The organism is Halomonas sp. KM-1, assembly GCF_000246875.1.
GTDB classification, from domain to species: Bacteria; Pseudomonadota; Gammaproteobacteria; order Pseudomonadales; family Halomonadaceae; genus Halomonas; species Halomonas aerodenitrificans.
Window position 1 is genome coordinate 1 of the sequence record NZ_BAEU01000052.1, and the last position, 22,630, is coordinate 22,630.

Below are 22,630 nucleotides of genomic sequence, written 5' to 3' on the forward strand. Positions count from 1 at the left end.
GTCGACGCCTTCGAGAGGCACCGGCGGCAGCGCCTCTTCGACCTCAGGGCGCGGCTCCTCCTCGATGGTGGTGGTGCCGTCGAGGGTCTCGACCGATACCGGTTCGCCATCGTCGACGGCGGGCGGCTGGTTGCCGTCACGGCTCTGCCACCACACCAGGGTCAGGCCGATCAGGCCGGCAATCACCAACAGGGTGACGAGCTTGAACAGCCACACGCCGATGCGCGACGGCGGCTTGGTGACCTGTACCGGGGTGACCCGCTGTTCGCTTTCCTGGGAGCCGAAGCGCTCCGTATAGGCCTGCAGCACGGGGCGGTCGTCGATGCCCAGCAGGCGGGCATAGGCGCGCAGGTAGCCGCGGCGATAGGCAGCCACCGGCACCTGCTCGTAGTTGTCCTCTTCCATGCCGATGACCACGGCAGGGCGCAGGTTGAGCGCCGTGGCGACCTCTTCCCGCGACAGACCTTGCGTTTCACGCTCTCGGCGCAGCATCTCCCCGGGAGAGGCCTGGGACCCGAGGCCGACGGCATCGATATCTTGGTTATCGCTCATGGCTGAGCATCCTTCAGTCTTGGAATCGTTGATCAATGTGCGTCACGCTGGTTGTCAGAGCCGGGGGTGACGGTCATGTCCGGTGCGATGGCGGCGATCTGCCGGGCCAGCGCCTGGGCATCCGGCGTCATGCCGGCAAGCCCCACGAATATCTCCAGCTGTTGTCTGGCGCGGTCGGGGTTGCCCTGTTCCAGCTCCAGCTCAGCCAGGGTGAAGTAACTCCAGGGATTGCGCGGCTCGAGACTGCGGGCGCGTTCCAGGCTGTGGCGTGCCTGGTCGATCTCGCCCAGCTCCCACTGACACTGGCCGAGGTTGGTGAACAACTGGGCTCGGTTGGCATAGCGGGTATCCTGGGAAGCCGCCTCGAGCTGCTCGCAGGCGCGCCGCACCTGACCCTGTTCGTAAAGAAAGACGGCATAGTTGTTGCGTGCACGGCTGTTGTCCGGTGCCGCGGCGATGGCCCGCTGAAACGTTTTGTCAGCCTGCTCCCGCTCGCCCTGGCGCTGATAGACGATGGCCATGGCTTGCAGCGCCTCGGGGTCGTTGGGCGAGCGTTCCAACGCACGGTTGAGCGCGGACATGGCACGCGGCAGGTTGTCGCGCTCCAGATAGGCCATGCCCAGTTGCGTGAATGCCTCGGTCGGATTCGCTTCGGTTTGCTGCTCGGGTTGGCTGGCACAGCCGGAAAGCCACAACGAGACGACCGCCATGGCTACCAGCGGGGGGCATCGGCTTGGCAGGTTGGGGAAGCGCGTCATGGCATCCTCATGGTCGGGCCTGTCGGGCTGTGGGTGTTTCGCTTGCCTGGCACCCGAGCGGCGCTGGCCAGGGACGAAAAAAGCCTGTTCATCAAAGCGCCGTGACGAGTTGAAGTCAAGGCGGCTTCCCGCATCAGTCGGCGTCGATCTGAATCGAGCGGATGTAGCGCTCATGACGCCGGGTGCGGTCCTTGACGCGACCCACCAGCTGACCGCAGGCGGCATCGATGTCGCCGCCGCGGGTGGTGCGGATCGGCGCCGTATAGCCCAGCTCGTAGAGCCACTGCTGGAAGCGCATCACCTGGTTGCGCGACGGTTTCTCGTAGCCCGAATGGGGAAACGGGTTGAACGGAATCAGGTTGATCTTGCACGGCAGCTCGCGCAGCAGTTCGGCCAACTGCTGGGCATGCTCCTGCTGGTCGTTGACGTCCTTGATCACGGTGTACTCGATGGTGATCATGCGGGTGTCGTCGCACTTGGCCAGGTAGCGCTGGCAGGCGTCGAGCAGGGTGCGGATGTTGTACTTGCGGTTGAGCGGCACCAACTCGCTGCGCAGCTCGTCGGTGGCGGCGTGCAGCGAGATGGCCAGGCTCACGTCGAGTTCGTCGCCGAGCCTGTCGAGCATCGGCACCACGCCCGAGGTCGAGAGGGTGACACGACGCTTGGAGAGTCCGTAGCCGTTGTCGTCGAGCATCAGCTTCATGGCCGGCACGACGTTGTCGTAGTTCATCAGCGGCTCGCCCATGCCCATCATCACCACGTTGGTGACCGGGCGATTGGCGGTATCCTTGCGCGGCCCCACGCTGCGCTGGGCGACCCACACCTGACCGATGATCTCGGCGGCGGTGAGGTTGCGCTGGAAGCCCTGCTTGCCGGTGGAGCAGAAACTGCAATCGAGCGAGCAGCCCACCTGGGACGATACGCACAGGGTGCGGCGCTTGCCGTTGTCGGCCGGGATCAGCACCGTTTCCACGTAGCTGCCGTCCTCCACCTCCAGCACCCACTTGCGGGTTCCATCGCTGGAAGTACCTTCATAGACCACGCCGGGGCCGCGAATCTCGGCCACCTCGGCGAGCCGCTGACGCAGCGCCTTGGACAGATTGGTCATGGCCTCGAAGTCGTCGCAGCCGTCGTGATGAATCCACTTCATCACCTGGGCGGCACGGAACTTCTTCTCGCCGATGGAGAGGAAGAAGGCTTCCATTTCCTCGCGAGTCAGGCCGAGCAGATTGGTACGTTGGGCGGTGGTGGCGGTCATGGCATCACGTAGATCGGGGCAGGGCGAGAGCGGGGGCATGGGCGCCCCCGCGAAAAGTGCCTGGCCTGGTGGCTTAGCGGGGGCAGATCTCGTCGGCGCTGAAGAAGTAGGCCACTTCACGCTCGGCGGAGGCCGGCGAGTCGGAGCCGTGTACGGCATTGGCGTCGATGGTCTCGGCGAAGTCGGCGCGGATGGTGCCTGGGGCGGCTTCCTTGGGGTTGGTGGCGCCCATCAGCTCGCGGTTCTTGGCGATGGCATCTTCACCTTCCAGCACCTGCACCACCACCGGACCGGAGGTCATGAAGCCCACCAGATCCTTGAAGAAGGGGCGCTCCTTGTGCTCGGCGTAGAAGCCGCCGGCCTTCTCTTCGGACAGGTGCAGCATCTTGGCGGCAACGACCTTGAGACCGGCCTTCTCGAAGCGAGAGATGATGTCGCCGATGGCATTCTTGGCGACGGCGTCGGGCTTGATGATGGACAGGGTACGTTCGGTTGCCATGGTGGCCTCTTCGTTGCTGAGTGATGGAGTTGAAGATCCAATGGTGCGGCGCCACGCCGTACCCGCCCACCGGGGTGGTGTCGGTACGGCGCGGCGCCAATAGAGATCCAATGCGTTCGGTGTCGCCCGGTCATCGCCCAGGCGGCGCCATCGATGGGCGCAGAGTATACCGCTGCCGGCAGGCGTTGAACAATCGTCGACCCACTATGGGTCAGACGGTGAAGCTCTCACCGCACCCACACTGATCCTTCACGTTCGGGTTGTTGAAGCGGAAGAAGCGGTTGAGTCCCTCCGAGACGTAGTCGACCTCGCTGCCGTCGAGCATCGGCAATGCCTCAGGGGTGACGAAGACGGTCACGCCATGCTCCTCGAACACCGCATCGTCATTGGCCGCCTCGTCGGCGAAGTCGAGTACGTAGCTGTAGCCGGAGCAGCCGCTGGGCTTGACCGAGACCCGCAGGCCCAGGCCGTGCCCACGCTCCGCCAGAGCCCGCTGGATCTGTTCGGCGGCGGAGGAGGTAATCGAAAGGTGCGCCATGTTGGTACTCCTGCAGCAAAGTGGCTGAGCGACGATCAGCGTCTCAGGCCCGGAAGGGCGTGACGCAAGGCCTCGAGCGCAGCTTCGATATCGGCCTCGTCGGTGAAACGGCCGAAACTGAAACGCAGCGAGGCCAGTGCCAGCGTTCGCGGTACGCCGATGCCCTTCAATACATAGGATGGCTCGACGCTGGCGGAGTTGCATGCCGAACCGGTCGACAGTGCAATACTGCGCAGGGCCATCAGCAGCGACTCGCCGTCCACGCCCTCGAACGCCAGGTTGAGAATGTTGGGCACCGCCACGTCGATGGCGGTGTTGCAATGAATTCCGTCCAGCTCGGACAGCCCTGCGAGCAGTCGGTTCCGCAGCGCCAGGATGCGCGCCTGGTCGGCCTCGCCTTCGGCGGCGGCCAGTTGAAAGGCTTCGCCCATGCCGACGATCTGATGGGTGGCCAGGGTGCCGGAGCGCATGCCGCGCTCGTGGCCGCCGCCATGGATCAGCGGCTCGATGCGGAGGTCGGGGCTGCGTCGCACGTAGAGCGCACCGATGCCCTTGGGGCCGTAGGCCTTGTGGCCGGAGAGGGACATCAGGTCGATGCCCAGCCGGCCGACGTCGAGGTCGATGCGGCCCACGCCCTGAGCGGCATCGACATGAAACGCCGCGCCACCGGCATGGGCGACCTCGGCCAGCGCGGCCAGGTCATGAATGCAGCCCAGCTCGTTGTTGACCGCCATCAGCGAGACCAGCACGGTGTCGGGGCGCATGGCCTCGCGCAGCTGCTCGGGCTGGATACGGCCATCGCTGCCCGGCGTCAGCCAGGTGACCTCGAAGCCCTCCCGTTCCAGCGCCGCAGCGGTGTCCACCACCGCCTTGTGTTCGACGATCGATGTCACCAGATGCCGGCCGCGTTCGCGATTGGCGCGCATGAAGCCGATCAGTGCCAGGTTGTCGGCCTCGGTGGCGCCGCTGGTCCAGACGATCTCGCGCGGGTCGGCGGCGATCAGGTCGGCGACCTGACGGCGGGCGTTCTCTACCGCCTGTTCCGCCTGCCAGCCCAGCATATGGCTGCGCGAAGCGGGGTTGGCGAAGATGCCGTCCAGGGTCAGATGGCGCTGCATGACCTCGGCGACGCGGGGGTCGACCGGGGTGGTGGCGGCATAGTCGAGATAGACGAGTGCGCTCATTGTCTGGCGGAATTCTCCAGTCTGTTCCTCTGCCCGGGCGATCAGGGCGAGGAGGTCAGGATGGTGTTGGCGTCGTGACGGGCGTTCTGGCGAGCCGCGATGCGGCGCACGTCACCATGCTCGACCAGTTGACCGAGGGTGATGCCGTCGAGAAAGCCGCGGATCTGGCCGGAGAGTTCGCACCATAGATGGTGGGTCAGGCAGGTGTCGCCCTGCTGGCAGTCCGATAGCCCCTGGCAGCGCGTGGCGTCGACCGACTCGTCGACGGCGTCGATGACCCGTGCCACCGAGATCTCTGCGGCAGGAACCGCCAGCAGGTAGCCGCCGCCGGGGCCGCGCACGCTGTTGACCAGCCCGGCACGCCGCAGGCGCGCGAAGAGCTGCTCCAGATAGGGCAGGGAGATCTCCTGGCGGCGTGCGATATCGGCCAGCGAGATGGCGCCCTTGTCTGCGTTCAGGGCCAGGTCGAGCATGGCAGTGACGGCGTAGCGTCCCTTGGTGGTCAAACGCATGGCAGGCTCTTCAGACGCATCGGATAGCGTACCTCGGCCCTTCGGTCGGGCGGGGCGAAACGGCCCGCCGCCAGCGGCGAGCAAGGATGAAACGCCATTATGGTAAAGCCCGACTGCCAAGGTCAACCATTGCTGCGAGGGGGCTCGCCGTTGCCTTGATCTCCATCATGTTCGGTTCTGGAGCCGGCGGTGGGACCGCAGCAGGCGTCGACATCGGAAAGAATGTCGGCGAAGTCCTCGTCGCGCAGCTCCGGCAGCTTGCCCTCGCGGTAGCTGGCGTCGAGCTTGCGCAGCGTGCTGCACATGCGCTCGATGCGTTCGTCCACGGCGTGCATGTGGTCGAGCATGGCTTGGATCGAGCGCGCCACCGGGTCGGGCATGTCTTCGCTCACGCCGTAGGCGTCGAAGCCGAACTTGCGACGTATCGCTTCGCGGCGCTCCGGGTCGACCTCCAGTGCCTCGGCGGCATCCGGATCGGCACGCTTGACGATCTTGCCGGGGATGCCCACCACCGTGGCGCCGGCCGGTACTTCCTTGGTCACCACTGCGTTGGAGCCGATCTTGGCGCAGGTACCGACGGTGAAGGGGCCGAGGATCTTGGCGCCGGCACCGACGATGACGCCATCTTCGAGGGTCGGATGGCGCTTGCCCTTGTGCCAGCTGGTGCCACCCAGGGTGACGCCCTGGTAGAGCGTGACGTCGTCGCCGACCTCGGCGGTCTCGCCGATCACCACCCCCATGCCGTGGTCGATGAAGAAACGTCGGCCGATCTTCGCCCCGGGGTGGATCTCGATGCCGGTAAGCCAGCGCGAGAAGGTCGACAGGGTGCGGGCCAGCCACTTCAGGCGCTTTCGCCACAGCCAATGGGCCAGACGATGCAGCAGCAGCGCATGCAATCCCGGATAGTTGGTGAGCACTTCCAGGAAGTTGCGTGCCGCCGGATCGCGGTCAAATACGCTATTGATGTCCTCGCGCAGTCGTTGAAACATGCAGCGGTCCTTGGTGGCGGTGAAGCGGCCTGGCGGCGGGAATCGGTAACAGACTCATCATATGGGGGCGCGCCGGGCAGCGTTCAAGGATTTTTGGTGGCGGTGCAGGCGCTAGGCTACGCTGTGCCGTCGCCGCCTTTCTCATCCGGGGGTGACACGGCCCCCTCGTCGGCTCCCGGGTGCCCGGCGGCGCACTTCTCGGTGGCCGTGAGCATGCCACGCAGGATGTTCAGCTCCATCCGCTCGGGACGTGCACGCAGGGTGAAGCGTCTCAGCCGGGCCATCAGTTGGCGTGGCAGCGCCGGATCGTGGAAGCCGATGGCGATCAGGGTGCGTTCCAGGTGAGCGAAGTAGTGCTCCAGCTCCTGGTGGCTGGCCAGCGGCTGCTGCGGCTCCTCATCCTGGTCGTTCTCTCTGTTTCCCCCACCGTTGCCGGCTTCGAGCCAGGCCAGACGGCACTCGTAGGCCAGCACCTGCACGGCGGCAGCCAGGTTGAGCGAGCTGAAGTCCGGGTTGGTGGGGATGTGCACGTGGGCATGGCAGCGCTGCAGCTCGGCGTTGGAGAGCCCGCTGTCCTCGCGGCCGAAGACCAGTGCCACCCGCGATTCAGGGCCGGCGAGTTCGGCCGGCAGCCGTTCTCCCAGCGCGCGCGGGGTGATCATCGGCCAGGGCAGGGTGCGTGAGCGGGCGCTGGCTCCCACCGCCAGGGTGCAGTCGGCGACGGCTTCCTCCAGGGTTTCGACGACCCGGGCGGCATGCACGATATGGTCGGCTCCCGAGGCGCGGGAGATGCTCTCGCTGGTCAGCGGCTCGCAGCGCGGTGAGACTAGGGTCAGGTCGCCAAGCCCCATGTTGTGCATGGCGCGGGCGGTGGCGCCGACATTGCCGGGATGACTGGTGCCGATCAGCACGATACGAATGCGCTCTAGCATGCGGGGCTGCCTTTGCCGTACGAGAGAAACTGCGAACCGCCGAGTCTACCACGCCTGCCGGCAGCAATGGCGCATGCCGGGCGATTCTGCTAGGATGCGCGCCACGCGTTCGACCGAGCTCCCCGTTCGACCCGGGATCTACGTTCGAACTAGCCTGTTCTTTAACATCACCGACGCTCCAAGGCCCGATCATGCATCCGATGGTCCAATTCGCCCTGCGCGCCACGCGCAGCGCCGCCGAACAGTTCTTGCGCATTCGTGAGCGCATCGAGAACGCTCACGAAGAACACAGTATCGAGCGCCTGCTCGAGGATACTGCCCGCAACGCCGAGACGCTGATCGTTCGTCAGCTCAACCGCGGCTATCCCCAGCACGGGGTCAGCGGTCGTTTCACCCCTCACCGCGCCGGCGAAGGCGAAGGGCGGGACATCGAATGGCGCATCGAGCCCTTCCATGGCTACTCAAGCCTGGGCGTGGCCGGCAGCGGTTTTGCCCTGTCGGTGGTGTGCCTGGTGAAGGGTCGCCCGGAGCATGCGGTGGTGATCTGCCCCTATAGCGACGACGAATACCTGACCAGCCGTGGTCGCGGTTCTCAGCACAACGGCAAGCGTATTCGTGTGCCCAAGTCCAGTGCGATACTCGGCACTCGGATCGCCATGAGTCTGCCCGAGAGCGATCATCGCTCGCGTCATCTTCCCGCTTACCTGACCCTGGTTCAGCAGCTCGGCCCGCAGGTCGAGATACAGCTTGCCACCGGCAGTGGCCTGCTCGATATGGCCGAGCTGGCCGCCGGCCGCGTCGACGCCGCTTTCGTGCTCGGGCTGGAGGAGCAGGATCGCCTGGTCGGCAGCCTGCTGTTAAAGGAAGCCGGTGCGCTGATGGGCACCCCGGATGGCCAGCCGAGTGTCGAAGCCAAGGGCCAACTGATGGCTGCCGGCCCGCGCCTGTTCAAGGCCCTGGTACAGCAGCTCAAGCCGCATTTCTGAGCGGCGACACAGCCCGAAACGAAACCGCCCCCGCAGCACTGCTGCGGGGGCGGTTTGCGTTGCAAAGCCAAAAAGGAAAGGCGCCCTAGATACCGAGCGCAGCACGCTATGGTGTCTTTCCTAGGGCAGCTGTTCCTCTTCTTCGTGCTCCTCCTTCTTTGGCGGAATCAGGTCCTTGCGCTCCAGCTTCACGGCGAGCAGCAGGGCGGCCGCCACGTAGATGGAGGAGAAGGTACCCACGACCACACCGAGGATCAGCGCGATGGAGAAGTAGTGGATCATGTCTCCACCCAGCAGCAGCAGCGCCATCAGCACCAGCAAGGTGGTACCAGACGTCGCCAGCGTGCGTGACAGGGTGAGGTTGATCGCTTCGTTGAAGATCGCCGGCATGTCGTCGATGCGCGAGGTGCGTATCGTCTCGCGAATACGGTCGTAGACGACGATGGTGTCGTTGAGCGAGTAGCCGATCACCGCCAGCAGGGCTGCCATCACCGTGAGGTCGAAGTCGAACTGGAACAGCGAGAAGATGCCGACCACGATGATGACGTCGTGGAACAGGGCCAGCACGGCGCCGATGGCGAACTTGTACTGGAAGCGGAAGGCAACGTAGAGCATGACCACGCCTAGGGCCACCAGCAGCCCCAGGCCGCTCTGGTCGCGCAACTGCTCGCCCACCTGGGCGCCGACGAACTCGGCGCGCACCAGCTCGACGGTGTCGCCATCGGCGCGCAGCAGGGCAACGACCTGCTCGCCGACATCGGGTTCGAATGCCTGCTGCAGGCGGATCAGCACCTCGGTGGAGGCGCCGAAGGTCTGCACCGAAACATCGCGGAAGCCGGCCTGTTCGAGCACCTGGCGGATGGCGTCCAGCGATGGGGCCACGGTATAGCGGACTTCGACCAGGGTGCCGCCGGTGAAGTCCAACCCCAGGTTGAGCTGCTGAAACAGCAGCGAGACGATCGACGCCACGAGCAGCACTGCCGAGATCGCAAAGGCGACACGGCGCTTGCCCATGAAGTCGAACTGTCGATTGACGAGGGTTTTCATAACCACCTCAAGTTGGTGAGCCTTAGATCCAGAGCTTCTTGACCGGTTTGCCGCCGTAAGTGAGGTTCACCATCGCACGGGTCACCAGCAGGGCGGTGAACAGCGAGGTGATGATCCCCAGCGACAGGGTCACGGCGAAGCCCCTGACCGGGCCGGTGCCGATCGAGAACAGGATGACCGCCACCAGCAGGGTGGTGATGTTGGCGTCGACGATCGAGCTGAAGGCGCGTTCGTAACCGGCATGAATGGCCTGCTGTATCGACAGTCCGTTGCGCAGCTCTTCGCGTATTCGCTCGAATATCAGTACGTTGGCGTCTACCGCCATGCCCAGCGTCAGCACGATACCGGCGATACCCGGCAGCGTCAGGGTGGCGCCGAGCAGTGACATGGCTGCGATCAGCAGGGTCAGGTTCAACGCCAGTGCCACGTTGGCGAAGACGCCGAACACCTTGTAGCGGATCAGCATGAACAGCACGACCAGTACCAGGCCGATCTGCACCGACATCACCCCGCGGGCAATGTTCTCCGCCCCCAGGCTCGGACCGATGGTGCGTTCCTGGACGAAGTAGATCGGTGCCGCCAGCGAGCCGGAGCGCAGCAGCAGGGCCAGCTCGCCTGCCTCGGTGGGCGAGTCGAGCCCGGTGATGCGGAAGCTGTTGCCCAGCGCGCTCTGGATGGTGGCCAGGCTGATCAGGCCGCGCTCGGTATAGGGCTCGCGCACGGTGACCTCTTCGCCATCCTCCATCACCACCCGGTCACGCGTCTTGTGCTCGATGAACAGCACCGCCATGTTGCGCCCGATGTTGGTGCGGGTGGCGCGGTTCATCAGCGTGCCGCCGGTGCCGTCCAGGTTGATGTTGACCTGGGGGCGACCGTTCTCGTCGAAGCTGCGCTGGGCGCTGGAAACGCTGTCGCCGGTGATGATCACGTCACGCATCAGGTCGGCGGTGCGGTTCGGGTTGTTGCGAAAGGCGAAGCTTTCGGTCTCGGCGTCCGGTGTGTCCGGGCGCGCCTCGAGGCGGAACTCCAAGTTGGCGGTGGCGCCCACCACGCGCTTGGCGGCCACGGTGTCCTGCACGCCGGGCAGCTCGACCACGATCCGGTCCGGCCCTTGGCGCTGCACCAGCGGTTCCGCCACGCCCAGCTCGTCCACCCGGTTACGCAGGGTGGTGAGGTTCTGGTTGATGGCGTAGTCCTGGATCTCGTTCACCGCCTGGTCGGTCAGCGTCATTACCAGCAGCGAAGCGCGGCCGTCCTGCTCGCTGGCGAAGTCGAAATCGCGAAACTCGCGACTGATCAGCCGGCGTGCCGTGTCGCGGTCTTCGTCGTTGGTGAAGGTGATCGTCAGTGTGCGGTCGTCGATGTCGGTGCCGCGGTAGCGGATGCGTTCGCTACGCAACTGCTCGCGCATGGCGCTGGCATTGACCTCGAGGCGCTGGGTCACGGCAGCGTCCATGTCGACCTCGAGCAGGAAGTGCACGCCGCCACGCAGGTCGAGCCCCAGGGTCATGGGCGAAGCGGCAAGGTTCTGCAGCCAGCCCGGGGTGGATTCGGCCAGGTTCAGCGCCACCACGAAGTCGTCGCCGAGCTGATCGGTCAACAGGTCGCGCGTGCGCAGCTGGTGGTCGGCATCGTCGAGGCGGACCAGCACGCTGGTGTCGTCGCGCTCCACGGCCTTGATGCCGATGCCGGCATCGCGAAGCGTCTGCTGGATGCGCTCGAGCTGCGCTTCATCCAGGGTGGTGTCGCCCTGAACGCTGCTGATCTGCACGGCCGGATCTTCGGGGTACAGATTGGGCAGCGAGTAGACGACGCCGCCAATGAGCACGATGAGTATCAGCAGATACTTCCACAAGGGATAACGGTTGAGCATGGGAGCCCTGCCTAGGTTGCGTAAAGAAGGCTACGGGACGGCAGCGCGGCCGCATGTTCGCTTCCGATCGAGAAGGGAACACCCGGCCGCCAGGCGACCCCCGCCGTTACCCGGCTCGGGCAGAGCCAACGGCAAGGGCGAGGAGCGTCGACGTCAGATGGACTTGATGGTGCCCTTGGGCAGCACGTTGGCCACGGCATTTTTCTGTACGTTGACTTCGGTGTTGTCGGCCACTTCCAGGGTGATGAACTCGTCGCTCACCTTGGTGATGCGTCCTACCAGACCGCCACCGATCACCACCTCGTCGCCCTTGGACAGGCCGCCGACCAGTTCGCGATGCTGCTTGGCCCGCTTGGACTGGGGGCGCCACAGCAGGAAGTAGAAGATCAGCACGAAACCGACCAGCATGATGATCTGGGCCATGCCGCCGCCTGCGGCACCGGCATCCTGAGCCATGGCCGGAGAGATGAAGAAATCCAGCATGAGAAGCGTATCTCCTGAGGTAAGTTAAGTCGCGAGTGAGCGTGTTGCCGCCGGCCGCTGGCGCCTTCGAGCTGGTGCCAGCGGTCGGTCGTTCAATCCGGTGCGTCAGGTACCGGCAGCCCCCGCTGCGCATAGTAGCCTGCCACGAAGTCAGCCAATGTACCCGCTTCGATGGCACCGCGCAAACCAGCCATCAGGCGCTGATAATAGCGCAAGTTGTGGATGGTATTGAGCATCGAGCCGAGCATTTCGCCGCAGCGGTCCAGGTGGTGCAGGTAGCTGCGGGAGAAGTTCTGGCAGGTATAGCAGTCGCAGTCGTCTTCCAGCGGGCGAGTGTCATGGCGGTGCTTGGCGTTGCGGATCTTGATCGTGCCCTCTGCGGTGAACAGGTGGCCGTTGCGCGCGTTGCGGGTAGGCATCACGCAGTCGAACATGTCGACGCCACGGCGAACGCCCTCCACCAGGTCCTCGGGCTTGCCCACGCCCATCAGGTAGCGGGGATACTCTTCGGGCATCCAGTCGGGCAAATAGTTCAGCACCTTGATCATCTCTTCCTTGGGCTCGCCCACGGAGAGCCCGCCGATGGCCAGGCCGTCGAAGCCGATCTCCATCAGCCCTTCCAGCGAGCGACGGCGCAGCTCCGGGTACATGCCGCCCTGGATGATGCCGAACAGCGCCGAGGGCGAGTCGCCATGGGCATCGCGGGAGCGCTTGGCCCAGCGCAGCGAGCGCTCCATGGAAACCTCGGCTTCCTTCTCGGTGGCCGGGTAGGGGGTGCACTCGTCGAAGATCATCACCACGTCGGAGCCCAGCGAACGCTGCACCGCCATCGACTCCTCGGGGCCCATGAACACCTTGGCGCCATCCACCGGCGAGCGGAAGTGCACGCCCTGCTCGGTGATCTTGCGCATCTCGCCCAGCGAGAAGACCTGGAAGCCGCCGGAATCGGTGAGGATCGGCTTGTGCCACTGGGCGAAGTCGTGCAGGTCGCCGTGGGCCTCGATCACCTCGGTGCCCGGGCGCAGCCACAGGTGGAAGGTATTGCCGAGGATGATCTCGGCGCCGATCTCTTCCACCGATTTGGGCGTCATGCCCTTGACCGTGCCGTAGGTGCCCACCGGCATGAAGGCCGGCGTTTCCACCGTGCCGCGGGGGAAGGTGAGGCGCCCGCGACGCGCCCGGCCGTCGCTGGCCAGCCGCTCGAAGGACATGAAGCATTCGTTGCGCATGGAGTTCTCTTCTCTACTGCAAGACGTCGGTTCGGTGGTCGTCTTGCGGATCAGCCATTCTTTGGGTTCAGAAACGTTTCGGCTCAGGAGTGCTTGCGGCTCAACAGCATGGCGTCGCCGTAGCTGAAGAAGGCATAGCGCTCGGCCACGGCCTCGCGATAGGCCGCCATGATCGTCTCGTAGCCGGCGAACGAGGAGACCAGCATCAGCAGGGTCGACTCGGGCAGGTGGAAGTTGGTGATCAGGTTGTCCACGCAGCGCCACTCGTAGCCGGGATAGATATAGATGTCGGTCTCGCCGCTGTAAGGAGCGATGGCGCCGTCGGCGCTCTTGGCGCAGGCACTCTCCAGGCAGCGCACGCTGGTGGTGCCCACCGCGATCACCCGGCGTCCGGCGGCCTGGGCGGTGCGCACCTTGGCGCAGGCCGCTTCGTTCACCTCGATCCACTCGCTGTGCATCTTGTGCTCGCGGATATCGTCGGCGCGCACCGGCTGGAAGGTGCCGGCGCCCACGTGCAGGGTGACGAAGGCACTTTCGACTCCCTTCGCCGCCAGGCGTTCCAGCAGCGGTTCGTCGAAGTGCAGCCCGGCCGTGGGAGCGGCCACGGCGCCGTCGCGACGGGCATAGACGGTCTGGTAGCGGTCGCGATCGGCGAGCTCGTCGGCGCGGTCGATGTAGGGCGGCAGCGGCATATGGCCGTGGCGCTCCAGCAGCTCGATCAGCGGCGTCTCGCCGAGAAAGCGCAGCTCGAACAGCGCCTCGTGGCGGCCCTCGACCACCGCGCGTACGTCGCCCTCGAAGATCAGCTCGGTGCCCGGCTTGGGCGACTTGCTCGAGCGGATGTGGGCCAGCCCTCGGTGGGCGTCCAGCGGGCGCTCCAGCAGCATCTCCACCTTGCCGCCGCTGTCCTTGTGGCCGTGCAGCCGCGCCGGGATCACCCGGGTGTCGTTGAACACCAGCAGATCGCCGGGCTCGAGCAGCTCCAGCAGGTTGGTGAAGCGACGATGGGCCAGCTCACCGCTCTGGCCGTCCACGCACAGCAGGCGACAGTCGCTGCGCCGCTCGGACGGATAGCGGGCGATCAGCTCCTCGGGAAGCTCATAATGGAAGTCGGCGCGCTGCATGCAGGTTGGTCCGCAGATGGTCGAAACGAGCGGCTGCCGGGCAGCCGCAAACAGCCGGCAAGGATACCGAAAAACGACTCTCGCGTCAGGCCTGGCGATTGACCTGCCGCACCGGCCACGTATAATGCTCGGCGCTGCCGGCGTGGCGGAATTGGTAGACGCAGCGGATTCAAAATCCGCCGCACGCAAGTGCTTGTCGGTTCGAGTCCGACCGCCGGTACCATCAAAGAATAGCTATTGAAACAGTCGCTTATGGGCGGCTGTTTTTGCGTTTTGGGCCTTTCGACTTGCGCTTGAAGAAGATTCATCCGAGCCAGCGAGCAGCATGCCAGCAGCTTAATCCCGATATTTGCACTTTCCTTGATGTACCTCCCTATCCGCTGCATGCTGAGGCCTATACTCGGAGCTGAGGACTGCGGAATGGGTGTGAAGACATTTGCCTGGGTGCTGGTGGCGCTCGGGCTGGCAACGGCGCTGTATGGCTGGCAGGCGTGGAACCCGGCGGCGTTCGTGGGCATGGCGTTGGCCGCGGTGGGTGTCGTGGTGCTGGCCACGTCGGGGCGCCGACCGGGCGGTTGATCCCTCGCGAAGGTCTTGGCCGGGCCTGACTTTCATCGGGCTTAGGCTTACCATAGTTAGAGTCACAGTCCTTCTCCCATCGGGCGAAGGGCTGTTTTCGTTGCATGGCCGGCAGCCATCAATCCCAAAAGGGGCGCTGCCGGTGCCAAGGAGGTTGTATGTCATCTCGTCCCCCCATCATCATCAACCGCCTGGACGCAGAGCGGCTGCAGCGCCTGATCGATCAGGCCGACGACAAGGACCGCTTCGTGGCCGACTGCCTCGAAGAGGAGCTCGAGCGCGGCGAGGTGATTGACCCGGAAGACATTCCGGAAGATGTGGTCAGCATGAACAGCCAGGTGCAGTTCACCGATCTGACACGTAACCGTCAGATGATACGCACGCTGGTCTATCCCCATGCGCTGGCCACGACCGAAGACGGCATCTCGGTGATGGCGCCCATTGGCGCCGGACTCATCGGTCTGCGTATTGGCGACGAGATCGAGTGGCCGCTGCCTGGCGGCGGCAAGGCGCAGCTGCGCATCGACGCGATCCTGTGGCAACCCGAGCGCGAGGGGCAGTTCCACCGTTGAGGTGGTATCGCCATTGATACCGTAACGTCGAAGAGGAGCTGGGGAGTGCCGCTTTCCCTATGGATGTCGCTGGTGGCCGTGTGCGCCATGGGCGCGATGTCGCCGGGTCCGAGCCTGGCATTGGTGCTGCGCCATACCCTCGGTGGTGGGCGTGCACCCGGTATCGTGGCGGCGCTGTCCCATGCCATGGGGGTGGGCTTCTATGCTCTGCTCACGGTGCTGGGGCTGGGCGCGCTGATCGTGCGCTTCCCCACCCTGTTCCAGGCTATCACCTGGGCCGGCGCGGCCTATCTGGCCTGGCTTGGTATCAAGGCGCTGCGCGCCGGCAGGGCGGCGGCGCTCGAAGCCGCCGGCGTGGCGACCACCCGCCGTCAGGCAGCGCGCGAAGGCATGCTGGTCGCACTGGGCAATCCCAAGTTGATCCTGTTCTTCGTGGCCTTGCTCAGCCAGTTCGTCACGCCGGACATGTCCGTGACCGCCAAGGCGGTCATCGTGCTCACGGCGATGATCATCGATGGCGGTTGGTACGTGCTGGTGGCAGTGTCATTGACCCATTCACGCGTGCTGCCCTGGCTGCAGGCACGGGCACACTGGATCCATCGCATCACCGGCGTGATGCTGCTGGCGCTCGCACTGCGAGTGGTGGCGGGTCCTCTCGGCTGAGCGGGTGCGCTCGGTTGGGTGGCTTGCGTGCTGAGTGGGGCGTGTTGGGTGGATTGCGTTGAGAAGTGAACCGGCTGTTCATCAGGGATGATGGTAGTCTCAGAATAATTCGAGAACGAGTCCCCCTGATGAACGTTTTCTCCGAGGTGGAAGAAGAGCGGGCGCTGGCCATGGTGCTCGACGAGGACCCGGATGTGGTCGCGGTCCTCTCCCTCCAGTTACATGTCCTGGGCCTCGAGAGTCGTTGCTATCGGCGCGCCGATGCGCTGCTGGCGGAGCTCGATGAGTGTGCCCCACAGCTGGTAATCATGGGGCTCGAATTCGGCGACCCGGACGGCATCGAGCTGTTGCGCTTGCTGGCGCAGCAGCACTTCGCCGGCTGGGTGCTGCTGTTGGGTGGCGTCGAGCGCAAGATTTCACGCATTGCCGAGCGGGTCGGTCAGACCCTGGGGCTGCAGATGCTCGGCTCGCTGGACAAGCCGATGCGCCTGGCCGAACTCAGGCAGCGCCTGGATCGGCTGCGCCCCGGCTGCAAGCCGGCCATCGTGCCCGAGGACAGCCCCTTCTTCTCCGCCGATGAGCTGGAGTCGGCGCTGCAGCGCCACGAGCTCACCGTGCATTACCAACCGCAGTTCGAACTGGCGACCGGACGCCTGAGCGGAGTCGAGGCCCTGGTACGCTGGACGCATCCCGAGATCGGGCTGATCGGCCCGGCCAGCTTCCTGCCCATGCTCACGGCCGGCCAGAGCCGCCGGCTCACCTGTCATGTACTCGAGCGGGCGCTGCTCGATGCTCGGCGCTGGCGTGAGCAGGGCGTGCTGTTGTCGATTTCGGTCAACGTCACCGCCGATGACCTGATGGAGGCCCAACTGCCGGCGTTGACGCGTCAGTTGTCTCCGGCAGATTCGCCGTTGGTGGTGCTCGAGATCACCGAGACGGCGGCCATGGACGATGAACTGCTGGGCTCGGAGGTCGCCGCGCGGCTGCACCTCAGCGGCATGGAGGTGGCGGTGGACGACTTCGGTGTCGGCTTCTCTTCACTCTCTCGCTTACAGATGCTGCCCATCAGCGAGCTGAAGATCGACCGCAGTTTTGTCCGAGACGTGCAGCGGGACGTTCAGGATGCCGCCATCGTCGAGGCCATCGCCCTGCTTGGCCGGCGCCTCGGCATCCGCGTGGTGGCGGAAGGGGTCGAGGAGCTCGACTGCCTGCCGACCCTGGCCCGCTTCGGCTGCACCCACGTGCAGGGCTTCGGCCTGTCTCGGCCGGTACCGGCCGAGGAAATTCCGCGGTTGGCATCCGATCAGTCGTCGATTCGCGCCAGAATCGCCGCCAGCGGCGAATCGGCCGGCAGTACGCCATAGGCGGGGCTGGCTTCCACGCCGAGGCGCGAGCGACAGAAGGTCTCGGCCACCTCGGCCGGTGCATGACGCAGCAGCAACGCAGCTTGCAGGCCCTGTGCCAGACGCTGGGTCAGCCAGCGGGCGCGGGGCTCCAGCGTCTCGCCGGGTAGCGTCAGTTCGTGCTCGAGCGCTGCCAGAGCCAGATCGAGGTCCTGTTGCAGGCCCTGGGCGGCGCGCAGTTCGACCCGCAGGGCGGCGACCGACTCAGGGTGGCGCGCCAGCACCCGCAGCAGATCCAGGCAGATCACGTTGCCTGAACCCTCCCAGATCGAATTCACCGGCGCCTCGCGATAGAGCCTGGCCAGCGGCGCCTCCTCGACATAGCCGATGCCGCCCAGGCACTCCATGGCCTCGGCCATGAAGCCGGGCCCGCGCTTGTTGTGCCAGTACTTGGCCAGGGTGGGCAGCACCCGGGCCAGGGCCGTCTCGTGCGCTTCGCCGCGAGCGTCACCGTCGAAGGCGCGCGCGGCGCGCATGACCAGCGCCACGCCGGCTTCCACTTCCAGTGCCAGATCGGCAATCACCGCCTGCATCAGCGGCTGTTCGGCCAGCAGGTGGCCGAAGGCGTGGCGATCACGCACGTGGCGCCACGCCTCGGCCAAGGCCTGGCGCATCATGCCTACCGGGGCGGTAGCGGCATCGAGCCGGGTCTGCTGCACCATGTCGATGATGGTGGCCACCCCACGGCCCGGTTCGCCAACGAGCGTTGCCCAGGCGCTGCGATACTCGATCTCGGCGGAGGCGTTGGCGCGGTTGCCGCACTTCTCCTTGAGACGCTGGATCTCGATGGCGTTGCGCTCGCCGTCCGGCGTGAAGCGCGGTGCCAGAAAGCAGGTCAGTCCTGCATCGGTCTGGGCCAGGGTGAGGAAGGCGTCGGACATCGGCGCGCTGCAGAACCACTTGTGGCCGGTGAGCCGCCAGCCCTCGCCGTTGCACTCGGCGCGGGTGGTGTTGCGGCGCACGTCGCTGCCGCCCTGTTTCTCGGTCATGGCCATGCCGAAGGTGAGTCCGTGCTTTTGACAGGCGGGAAGCGGGCGTGGGTCGTAGGCGTTGGCCATCAGCCCCGGCGCCCATGCCGCTTCGATGTCGGGGCTGCGGCGCAGCACCGGCATGGCGGCGTGGGTCATGGTTACCGGGCAGCAGAAGCCGGGCTCGGCCTGGGTCAGCAGGTAGAGCGCGGCGATATGGGCCTGATGCCCGCCGCGGCCCTCCTCCTGCCAGGCCACGGCATGCCAGCCGTTGTCGATGGCCAGGTGCATCAGCTCGTGGTAGGCGGGGTGATAGCACACCTCGTCCAGCCGCCGGCCGTGGCGGTCGAACAGAGCCAGCTCCGGTGGGTGGCGGTTGGCCTGTTCGCCAAGTACCTGCACATGCCGGCTGCCGGCTGCACGTCCCAGCGCTGCCAGACGTTCGCTGACCCAAGCGGGGGCTTCGCGCTCCAGCGCCTCACGCAGTGGCAGATCGCTGGCCAACAGGTCGCTGTCGCCGGGCGTGTCGGGTTGGTTGACCACCTCATGAGTGGCCAGTCGGCTGCGAGGGGCGTTATCGCGCATGCAGGCTCTCCTTGGGCGCCGTCGTGCCTCGTTCTTGCAGCATGGCCAGTCGCTCCGGGTCGGTCAACGCGCACTGGGCGTGACCTGCTTGCCGCTTCCCGGTAGGCTTGGAGCCGGCGCGCGAACGAAGCCTCGCTGGGCAAACCCCATCGAAAGGTTGCCGCGATACGCTGAGAGGTGCTACGTGTAAAACGTGGCGTGGGAAAGGTGACAGCGAGGCAGGCAGACATGGCCATCCACGAACACGAGTGCCGTACCTTCCGCGGCGAGCCCTTCAACCTGCGTGCCCTGCAAGGGCAGGTGCTGCTGATTGTGAACGTGGCCAGCCGCTGCGGTTACACGCCCCAGCTCGGCGAGCTGGAGCACCTCTATCGCAGCCATCGCGACCGTGGCTTTACCGTATTGGCCTTTCCCTGCAATCAGTTCGCGCGTCAGTCGCCGGAAACGGCGCTGGACTTCTGCGCCTTCAGTTCCAGTCAGTACGGGGTGACCTTTCCGGTGATGGAGAAGGTCAAGGTCAACGGTCGCGGCGCTCATCCGCTGTTCGTCGAGCTCAAGCGACAGGCACCGGGAGTGATGGGCACCGGCATGGTCAAGTGGAACTTCACCAAGTTTCTGGTGGCGCGGGACGGCCGGGTGTTGCGGCGCTTCTCGCCCCGCGACAGCGGGTCGGAGCTCGAACGTGCGCTGGAGCAGGCACTGGATGAGGACTTCCGTTCCAATTCACGGGTGCGGTGACTCGCCTCGCTCCATCATCACCCGGGCGATCAGCTCGTTCCAGCGATGGCGGGTCATCATGGTGGTCAGCCCCGAGAACAGCGCCCAGCTCTTGCGTCGCCAGCCCTTGAGCTTGAGGTTGTGGGCCACCAGCTGCTGCATCAACTGATAGTCGTCGAAATCGCGCCAGCGCCCGGCGATCGACATCTGGTTGCGCGACATCACCGGTGCCAACTCCAGGCGAAAGATCCACTCCAGCTCGTGCAGCGTCAGCTCGTGGCGCTCTATCACCGCCACCATACGGGCGAACTCGCGTTCGCTGGGCTCGCGGTCCAGCCACAGCGGAGCCAGCGCCAGCCACAGCTCCCCGCGCTCATCCACCAGTGCTTGTGCGTTCATGTTCACCTCCTGCCATGTCATGGCACCGGGTTGCATCGTGCCCCAGGAGTCCGCGGCGCTCAAGTGCGGACAGACGCATGCGTGGCCGCTAGAATGTCGCCACTGTCCATTCGTATCGAATCGGCGTCCCGAGCGGCGTCGTAACACCAATAACGAGGTCTGTCGTGATCATCAAACCCAAGGTTCGCGGTTTCATCTGTACCACCACCCATCCGCTCGGCTGCGAGAAGAACGTGCTCGAGCAGATCGAGACCACCCGCGCCCGCCAGCTCGACAAGGCCAACGGGCCGAAGAAGGTACTGGTGGTGGGGGCCTCCAGCGGCTATGGCCTGGCGGCGCGCATCACCGCGGCCTTCGGCTACGGCGCCGACACCCTGGGTGTGTTCTTCGAGAAGCCCGGCAGCGAGAAGAAGCCCGGCACCGCCGGCTGGTACAACGCCGCCGCCTTCGACAAGTTCGCCAAGGCCGCAGGGCTCTACAGCAAGTCGATCAATGGCGATGCCTTCTCCCATGAGGCGCGCGAGAAGGCCATCGAGCTGATCAAGCAGGACCTGGGCCAGATCGATCTGGTGGTCTATTCGCTGGCCTCGCCGGTGCGCAAGCTGCCCGACTCAGGCGAGCTGAAGCGCTCCAGCCTCAAGCCGATCGGTGAGACCTACCGCGCCACCGCCATCGACACCAACAAGGACACCATCATCGAGGCCGAGGTCGAGCCCGCCACCGAGCAGGAGATCGAGGACACCAAGGCGGTGATGGGCGGTGAAGACTGGGAACTGTGGATCGATGCCCTGGACAAGGCCGGCGTGCTGGCTCCCGGCGCCCGCAGCGTGGCGTTCAGCTACATCGGCACCGAGATCACCTGGCCGATCTACTGGCACGGCGCCCTGGGCAAGGCCAAGGAGGATCTCGATCGCGCCGCCGGTGAGCTCGACGCCAGGCTCAAGGCCACCGGCGGTGGTGCCAACGTGGCGGTACTCAAGTCGGTGGTGACCCAGGCCAGCGCCGCGATTCCGGTCATGCCGCTCTACATCGCCATGGTCTACAAGGTGATGAAGGAGAAGGGCCTGCACGAGGGCACCATCGAGCAGCTCAACCGCCTGTTCGGCGAGCGACTCTACACATCTCAAGGGCAGGAGGGTGAGCTCACCACCGACGAGGCCGGCCGCCTGCGTCTGGACGACTGGGAGCTGCGCGACGACGTGCAGCAGGCGTGCAAGGATCTGTGGCCTCAAGTGACGACCGAAAACCTGTTCCAAATCACCGACTATGCTGGTTACAAGCACGACTTCCTGAAGCTGTTCGGGTTCGAGCGTGACGACGTCGATTACGACGCCGACGTGAACCCTGACGTTCAGTTCGATGTCGTCACTTTGTAGGCCCGCTGCGACGGAACGCGATTCGGCGGGCAAATCCAGTATCGAAGGAGGTGCCTCATGGACACCCGGGAGAGCAAGACGCCGCAAGAAGAGTACGAGCATCTCAAGGAAGTGAGGATGCCCGAGGACTTCGAGCATCTCGAGCCCGATGAGGAGCAGCCCGAAGCCAAGCGGCCGGCCAAGGGCTGGCACTGGCTGGTGTTGGCCGTGGCCGTGGCCACGGGGCTTTTCCTGATTTATCGGCTGGTGTCGGCGTTCTGGCTCTGATCTGGCGGTTGCCGATGTGAACCGAAGGCCACCGTGGCGCTGCCGCGGTGGACTTCGTCAACGGGCGTATAACGTGCGGTATTGCCAACGCTGCCGATGGAGTACCATTTCTCCTTCGTTTCGGCACACGGCGCTGCGCAATGCCCGATACCCCCACCTCTACCTTCGCCATGAACGCCGCCCGCTGGGTCGGCGTGTTGACGCTGCCGGGGTTCTCGCTGCTCGCCCAAGCCTGCGCTCTGGAGCCGCTGGTGGTGGTCAATCAGTTGGCCGGCCAGCGTCTCTATCGCCTGCAGGCGTTCTCCCCGGGCGGTGGGGAGGTTGCCAGCATGGCCGACCTCAGTCAGGCGGCCTGTACTCCCTTCGAACACGCTTCGACCGAACTGGACATGCTGATCGTCTGCGCGCCGAGCCCATTGCCGGTCATGCATGACAGTGCGTTGCCGGGTCAGCTGCGTCTGTTGGGGCGCAGCGGCGTGGTGCTGGTGGGGGTGGGCGGTGGCACCGAGCTGCTGGCGCGCGCCGGCGTGCTGGATGGCTACCGCGCCACGCTGCCCTGGCAGCGCTTCGCCGCCTTCACCCGCGACTATCCCCGCGTGCGACTGACCCAGCAGCTGTTCGAGATCGACCGTGACCGCCTCACCTGTGGCGGCGGTACGGCGGCGATGGACATGATGATGACCCTGATCGCCTCCCACCACGGCAGCGAGCTGGCCGAACGGGTCTCGGAGCACTTCGTGCTGGAGCGGGTGCGTATGGCCGACGAGCCGCAGCAGGTGCCGCTGCGCGCCCGGCTGGGGCACGCGCCGGCGCCGCTGGTGGACGCCGTGATGCTGATGGAGGCCAACATCGAAGAGCCGCTCACCACCCACGAGCTGGCCGAGCATCTGGGTATCTCGCGGCGTCAGCTCGAGCGGCTGTTCAAGAAGTACCTGCAAGCGGTACCCGGCCGCTACTACCTTGATCTACGCCTGAAAGAGGCGCGGCGCCTGCTGCGCGAAAGCGACCTTCCCGCCGGCGAGATCGCCATGAAGACGGGCTTCTCCTCGCCCGCTCACTTCTCCACCGCCTACCGTAACCATTTCGGGGTTACCCCGCGCGAAGAACGTCTTTAAGCCTTTATCTACAAGTCGCGGT

The 22,630-nt window shown here is 65.5% G+C and carries 25 protein-coding genes and 1 tRNA gene; 10 read left to right on the plus strand and 16 right to left on the minus strand.

All coding sequences use genetic code 11. The features are described from left to right. From B8115_RS04900 to trmJ, 9 genes are all read right to left on the minus strand, one after another. Positions 1-552 (minus strand): RodZ family helix-turn-helix domain-containing protein (locus tag B8115_RS04900; protein ID WP_010626642.1); only part of this gene is annotated, 552 nt, incomplete at its 3' end. A 32-nt stretch (positions 553-584) separates the two neighbouring features. After that, positions 585-1,310, minus strand: a complete 726-nt coding sequence (pilW, locus tag B8115_RS04905) for a type IV pilus biogenesis/stability protein PilW (RefSeq protein ID WP_010626643.1) — start codon at positions 1,308-1,310, stop codon at positions 585-587. Positions 1,311-1,443: 133 nt separating this feature from the next. Beyond that, positions 1,444-2,607: a 23S rRNA (adenine(2503)-C(2))-methyltransferase RlmN gene (rlmN, locus tag B8115_RS04910; RefSeq protein WP_010626644.1), complete on the minus strand. Its 1,164-nt coding sequence runs from the start codon at positions 2,605-2,607 to the stop codon at positions 1,444-1,446. Positions 2,608-2,641: 34 nt separating this feature from the next. After that, positions 2,642-3,067, minus strand: a complete 426-nt coding sequence (ndk, locus tag B8115_RS04915; protein ID WP_010626645.1) for a nucleoside-diphosphate kinase — start codon at positions 3,065-3,067, stop codon at positions 2,642-2,644. A gap of 211 nt (positions 3,068-3,278) precedes the next feature. Next, a complete protein-coding gene (locus B8115_RS04920; RefSeq protein WP_010626646.1) occupies positions 3,279-3,605 on the minus strand; it encodes an iron-sulfur cluster assembly accessory protein in 327 nt (108 codons plus the stop codon). Between the two features lie 35 nt (positions 3,606-3,640). Continuing rightward, positions 3,641-4,789, minus strand: a complete 1,149-nt coding sequence (locus tag B8115_RS04925; RefSeq protein WP_010626647.1) for an aminotransferase class V-fold PLP-dependent enzyme — start codon at positions 4,787-4,789, stop codon at positions 3,641-3,643. A 41-nt stretch (positions 4,790-4,830) separates the two neighbouring features. Then, positions 4,831-5,301, minus strand: a complete 471-nt coding sequence (locus B8115_RS04930; protein WP_010626648.1) for a Fe-S cluster assembly transcription factor — start codon at positions 5,299-5,301, stop codon at positions 4,831-4,833. Positions 5,302-5,423: 122 nt separating this feature from the next. After that, positions 5,424-6,290: a serine O-acetyltransferase gene (gene cysE, locus B8115_RS04935; protein ID WP_010626649.1), complete on the minus strand. Its 867-nt coding sequence runs from the start codon at positions 6,288-6,290 to the stop codon at positions 5,424-5,426. A 116-nt stretch (positions 6,291-6,406) separates the two neighbouring features. Beyond that, the gene (gene trmJ / locus B8115_RS04940) at positions 6,407-7,222 is read right to left on the minus strand and encodes a tRNA (cytosine(32)/uridine(32)-2'-O)-methyltransferase TrmJ (protein ID WP_010626650.1); all 816 of its coding nucleotides are present in this window, start codon (positions 7,220-7,222) and stop codon (positions 6,407-6,409) included. A 191-nt stretch (positions 7,223-7,413) separates the two neighbouring features. Here trmJ and B8115_RS04945 point away from each other — a divergent pair, with 191 nt between their 5' ends. Next, positions 7,414-8,208, plus strand: coding sequence for an inositol monophosphatase family protein (locus B8115_RS04945; RefSeq protein ID WP_026037894.1), 795 nt, complete (start codon positions 7,414-7,416; stop codon positions 8,206-8,208). 120 nt (positions 8,209-8,328) lie between these two features. Here the strand turns inward: B8115_RS04945 and secF are convergent, their stop codons facing one another. From secF to queA, 5 genes are all read right to left on the minus strand, one after another. Further along, a complete protein-coding gene (secF, locus tag B8115_RS04950) occupies positions 8,329-9,255 on the minus strand; it encodes a protein translocase subunit SecF (RefSeq protein WP_010626652.1) in 927 nt (308 codons plus the stop codon). A 22-nt stretch (positions 9,256-9,277) separates the two neighbouring features. Then, positions 9,278-11,128: a protein translocase subunit SecD gene (secD, locus tag B8115_RS04955; RefSeq protein ID WP_010626653.1), complete on the minus strand. Its 1,851-nt coding sequence runs from the start codon at positions 11,126-11,128 to the stop codon at positions 9,278-9,280. 153 nt (positions 11,129-11,281) lie between these two features. Next, a complete protein-coding gene (yajC, locus tag B8115_RS04960) occupies positions 11,282-11,611 on the minus strand; it encodes a preprotein translocase subunit YajC (protein WP_010626654.1) in 330 nt (109 codons plus the stop codon). 92 nt (positions 11,612-11,703) lie between these two features. Then, positions 11,704-12,840, minus strand: a complete 1,137-nt coding sequence (tgt, locus tag B8115_RS04965) for a tRNA guanosine(34) transglycosylase Tgt (protein ID WP_026037895.1) — start codon at positions 12,838-12,840, stop codon at positions 11,704-11,706. 83 nt (positions 12,841-12,923) lie between these two features. Next, positions 12,924-13,964, minus strand: a complete 1,041-nt coding sequence (gene queA / locus B8115_RS04970; RefSeq protein ID WP_010626656.1) for a tRNA preQ1(34) S-adenosylmethionine ribosyltransferase-isomerase QueA — start codon at positions 13,962-13,964, stop codon at positions 12,924-12,926. Between the two features lie 136 nt (positions 13,965-14,100). On the opposite strand from queA, the gene B8115_RS04975 reads away from it, so the two are divergent. The 5 genes from B8115_RS04975 (at position 14,101) to B8115_RS04990 (ending at position 17,142) form a co-directional block, all read left to right on the plus strand. Further along, a tRNA-Leu gene (locus tag B8115_RS04975) sits at positions 14,101-14,187 on the plus strand. Positions 14,188-14,384: 197 nt separating this feature from the next. Continuing rightward, positions 14,385-14,543, plus strand: a complete 159-nt coding sequence (locus tag B8115_RS23560) for a hypothetical protein (protein ID WP_158409637.1) — start codon at positions 14,385-14,387, stop codon at positions 14,541-14,543. Positions 14,544-14,701: 158 nt separating this feature from the next. Further along, positions 14,702-15,115: a nucleoside diphosphate kinase regulator gene (rnk, locus tag B8115_RS04980; protein WP_010626657.1), complete on the plus strand. Its 414-nt coding sequence runs from the start codon at positions 14,702-14,704 to the stop codon at positions 15,113-15,115. A 45-nt stretch (positions 15,116-15,160) separates the two neighbouring features. Next, positions 15,161-15,778, plus strand: coding sequence for a LysE family translocator (locus B8115_RS04985; protein WP_026037896.1), 618 nt, complete (start codon positions 15,161-15,163; stop codon positions 15,776-15,778). Positions 15,779-15,906: 128 nt separating this feature from the next. Continuing rightward, positions 15,907-17,142, plus strand: a complete 1,236-nt coding sequence (locus B8115_RS04990) for an EAL domain-containing protein (protein ID WP_010626659.1) — start codon at positions 15,907-15,909, stop codon at positions 17,140-17,142. On the opposite strand, the gene B8115_RS04995 is transcribed toward B8115_RS04990, so the two are convergent. After that, the gene (locus tag B8115_RS04995) at positions 17,082-18,734 is read right to left on the minus strand and encodes an acyl-CoA dehydrogenase family protein (protein WP_010626660.1); all 1,653 of its coding nucleotides are present in this window, start codon (positions 18,732-18,734) and stop codon (positions 17,082-17,084) included. The two genes, B8115_RS04990 and B8115_RS04995, sit on opposite strands and share 61 nt — an antisense overlap. A 228-nt stretch (positions 18,735-18,962) precedes the next feature. On the opposite strand from B8115_RS04995, the gene B8115_RS05000 reads away from it, so the two are divergent. Continuing rightward, the gene (locus B8115_RS05000) at positions 18,963-19,472 is read left to right on the plus strand and encodes a glutathione peroxidase (protein ID WP_010626661.1); all 510 of its coding nucleotides are present in this window, start codon (positions 18,963-18,965) and stop codon (positions 19,470-19,472) included. Here the strand turns inward: B8115_RS05000 and B8115_RS05005 are convergent. Next, on the minus strand, positions 19,458-19,850 hold the full coding sequence (locus B8115_RS05005; RefSeq protein WP_010626662.1) for a hypothetical protein: 393 nt from the start codon (positions 19,848-19,850) through the stop codon (positions 19,458-19,460). The genes B8115_RS05000 and B8115_RS05005 overlap by 15 nt on opposite strands. 164 nt (positions 19,851-20,014) lie before the next feature. On the opposite strand from B8115_RS05005, the gene fabV reads away from it, so the two are divergent. The 3 genes from fabV (at position 20,015) to B8115_RS05020 (ending at position 22,608) form a co-directional block, all read left to right on the plus strand. Further along, the gene (fabV, locus tag B8115_RS05010; RefSeq protein WP_010626663.1) at positions 20,015-21,226 is read left to right on the plus strand and encodes an enoyl-ACP reductase FabV; all 1,212 of its coding nucleotides are present in this window, start codon (positions 20,015-20,017) and stop codon (positions 21,224-21,226) included. Positions 21,227-21,283: 57 nt separating this feature from the next. Beyond that, positions 21,284-21,493, plus strand: a complete 210-nt coding sequence (locus B8115_RS05015) for a hypothetical protein (RefSeq protein ID WP_010626664.1) — start codon at positions 21,284-21,286, stop codon at positions 21,491-21,493. A 140-nt stretch (positions 21,494-21,633) separates the two neighbouring features. Next, positions 21,634-22,608, plus strand: a complete 975-nt coding sequence (locus B8115_RS05020) for a GlxA family transcriptional regulator (RefSeq protein ID WP_010626665.1) — start codon at positions 21,634-21,636, stop codon at positions 22,606-22,608. Positions 22,609-22,630: the final 22 nt, after the last annotated feature.

Bases quoted from the DNA above. Each gene is read 5' to 3' on its own strand.
- pilW (WP_010626643.1), bottom strand. From the start codon at position 1,310: ATGACGCGCTTCCCCAACCTGCCAAGCCGATGCCCCCCGCTGGTAGCC.
- rlmN (WP_010626644.1), bottom strand. From the start codon at position 2,607: ATGCCCCCGCTCTCGCCCTGCCCCGATCTACGTGATGCCATGACCGCC.
- ndk (WP_010626645.1), bottom strand. From the start codon at position 3,067: ATGGCAACCGAACGTACCCTGTCCATCATCAAGCCCGACGCCGTCGCC.
- B8115_RS04920 (WP_010626646.1), bottom strand. From the start codon at position 3,605: ATGGCGCACCTTTCGATTACCTCCTCCGCCGCCGAACAGATCCAGCGG.
- B8115_RS04925 (WP_010626647.1), bottom strand. From the start codon at position 4,789: ATGAGCGCACTCGTCTATCTCGACTATGCCGCCACCACCCCGGTCGAC.
- B8115_RS04930 (WP_010626648.1), bottom strand. From the start codon at position 5,301: ATGCGTTTGACCACCAAGGGACGCTACGCCGTCACTGCCATGCTCGAC.
- cysE (WP_010626649.1), bottom strand. From the start codon at position 6,290: ATGTTTCAACGACTGCGCGAGGACATCAATAGCGTATTTGACCGCGAT.
- trmJ (WP_010626650.1), bottom strand. From the start codon at position 7,222: ATGCTAGAGCGCATTCGTATCGTGCTGATCGGCACCAGTCATCCCGGC.
- B8115_RS04945 (WP_026037894.1), top strand. From the start codon at position 7,414: ATGCATCCGATGGTCCAATTCGCCCTGCGCGCCACGCGCAGCGCCGCC.
- secF (WP_010626652.1), bottom strand. From the start codon at position 9,255: ATGAAAACCCTCGTCAATCGACAGTTCGACTTCATGGGCAAGCGCCGT.
- secD (WP_010626653.1), bottom strand. From the start codon at position 11,128: ATGCTCAACCGTTATCCCTTGTGGAAGTATCTGCTGATACTCATCGTG.
- yajC (WP_010626654.1), bottom strand. From the start codon at position 11,611: ATGCTGGATTTCTTCATCTCTCCGGCCATGGCTCAGGATGCCGGTGCC.
- tgt (WP_026037895.1), bottom strand. From the start codon at position 12,840: ATGCGCAACGAATGCTTCATGTCCTTCGAGCGGCTGGCCAGCGACGGC.
- queA (WP_010626656.1), bottom strand. From the start codon at position 13,964: ATGCAGCGCGCCGACTTCCATTATGAGCTTCCCGAGGAGCTGATCGCC.
- B8115_RS23560 (WP_158409637.1), top strand. From the start codon at position 14,385: ATGGGTGTGAAGACATTTGCCTGGGTGCTGGTGGCGCTCGGGCTGGCA.
- rnk (WP_010626657.1), top strand. From the start codon at position 14,702: ATGTCATCTCGTCCCCCCATCATCATCAACCGCCTGGACGCAGAGCGG.
- B8115_RS04990 (WP_010626659.1), top strand. From the start codon at position 15,907: ATGAACGTTTTCTCCGAGGTGGAAGAAGAGCGGGCGCTGGCCATGGTG.
- B8115_RS04995 (WP_010626660.1), bottom strand. From the start codon at position 18,734: ATGCGCGATAACGCCCCTCGCAGCCGACTGGCCACTCATGAGGTGGTC.
- B8115_RS05000 (WP_010626661.1), top strand. From the start codon at position 18,963: ATGGCCATCCACGAACACGAGTGCCGTACCTTCCGCGGCGAGCCCTTC.
- B8115_RS05005 (WP_010626662.1), bottom strand. From the start codon at position 19,850: ATGAACGCACAAGCACTGGTGGATGAGCGCGGGGAGCTGTGGCTGGCG.
- B8115_RS05015 (WP_010626664.1), top strand. From the start codon at position 21,284: ATGGACACCCGGGAGAGCAAGACGCCGCAAGAAGAGTACGAGCATCTC.
- B8115_RS05020 (WP_010626665.1), top strand. From the start codon at position 21,634: ATGCCCGATACCCCCACCTCTACCTTCGCCATGAACGCCGCCCGCTGG.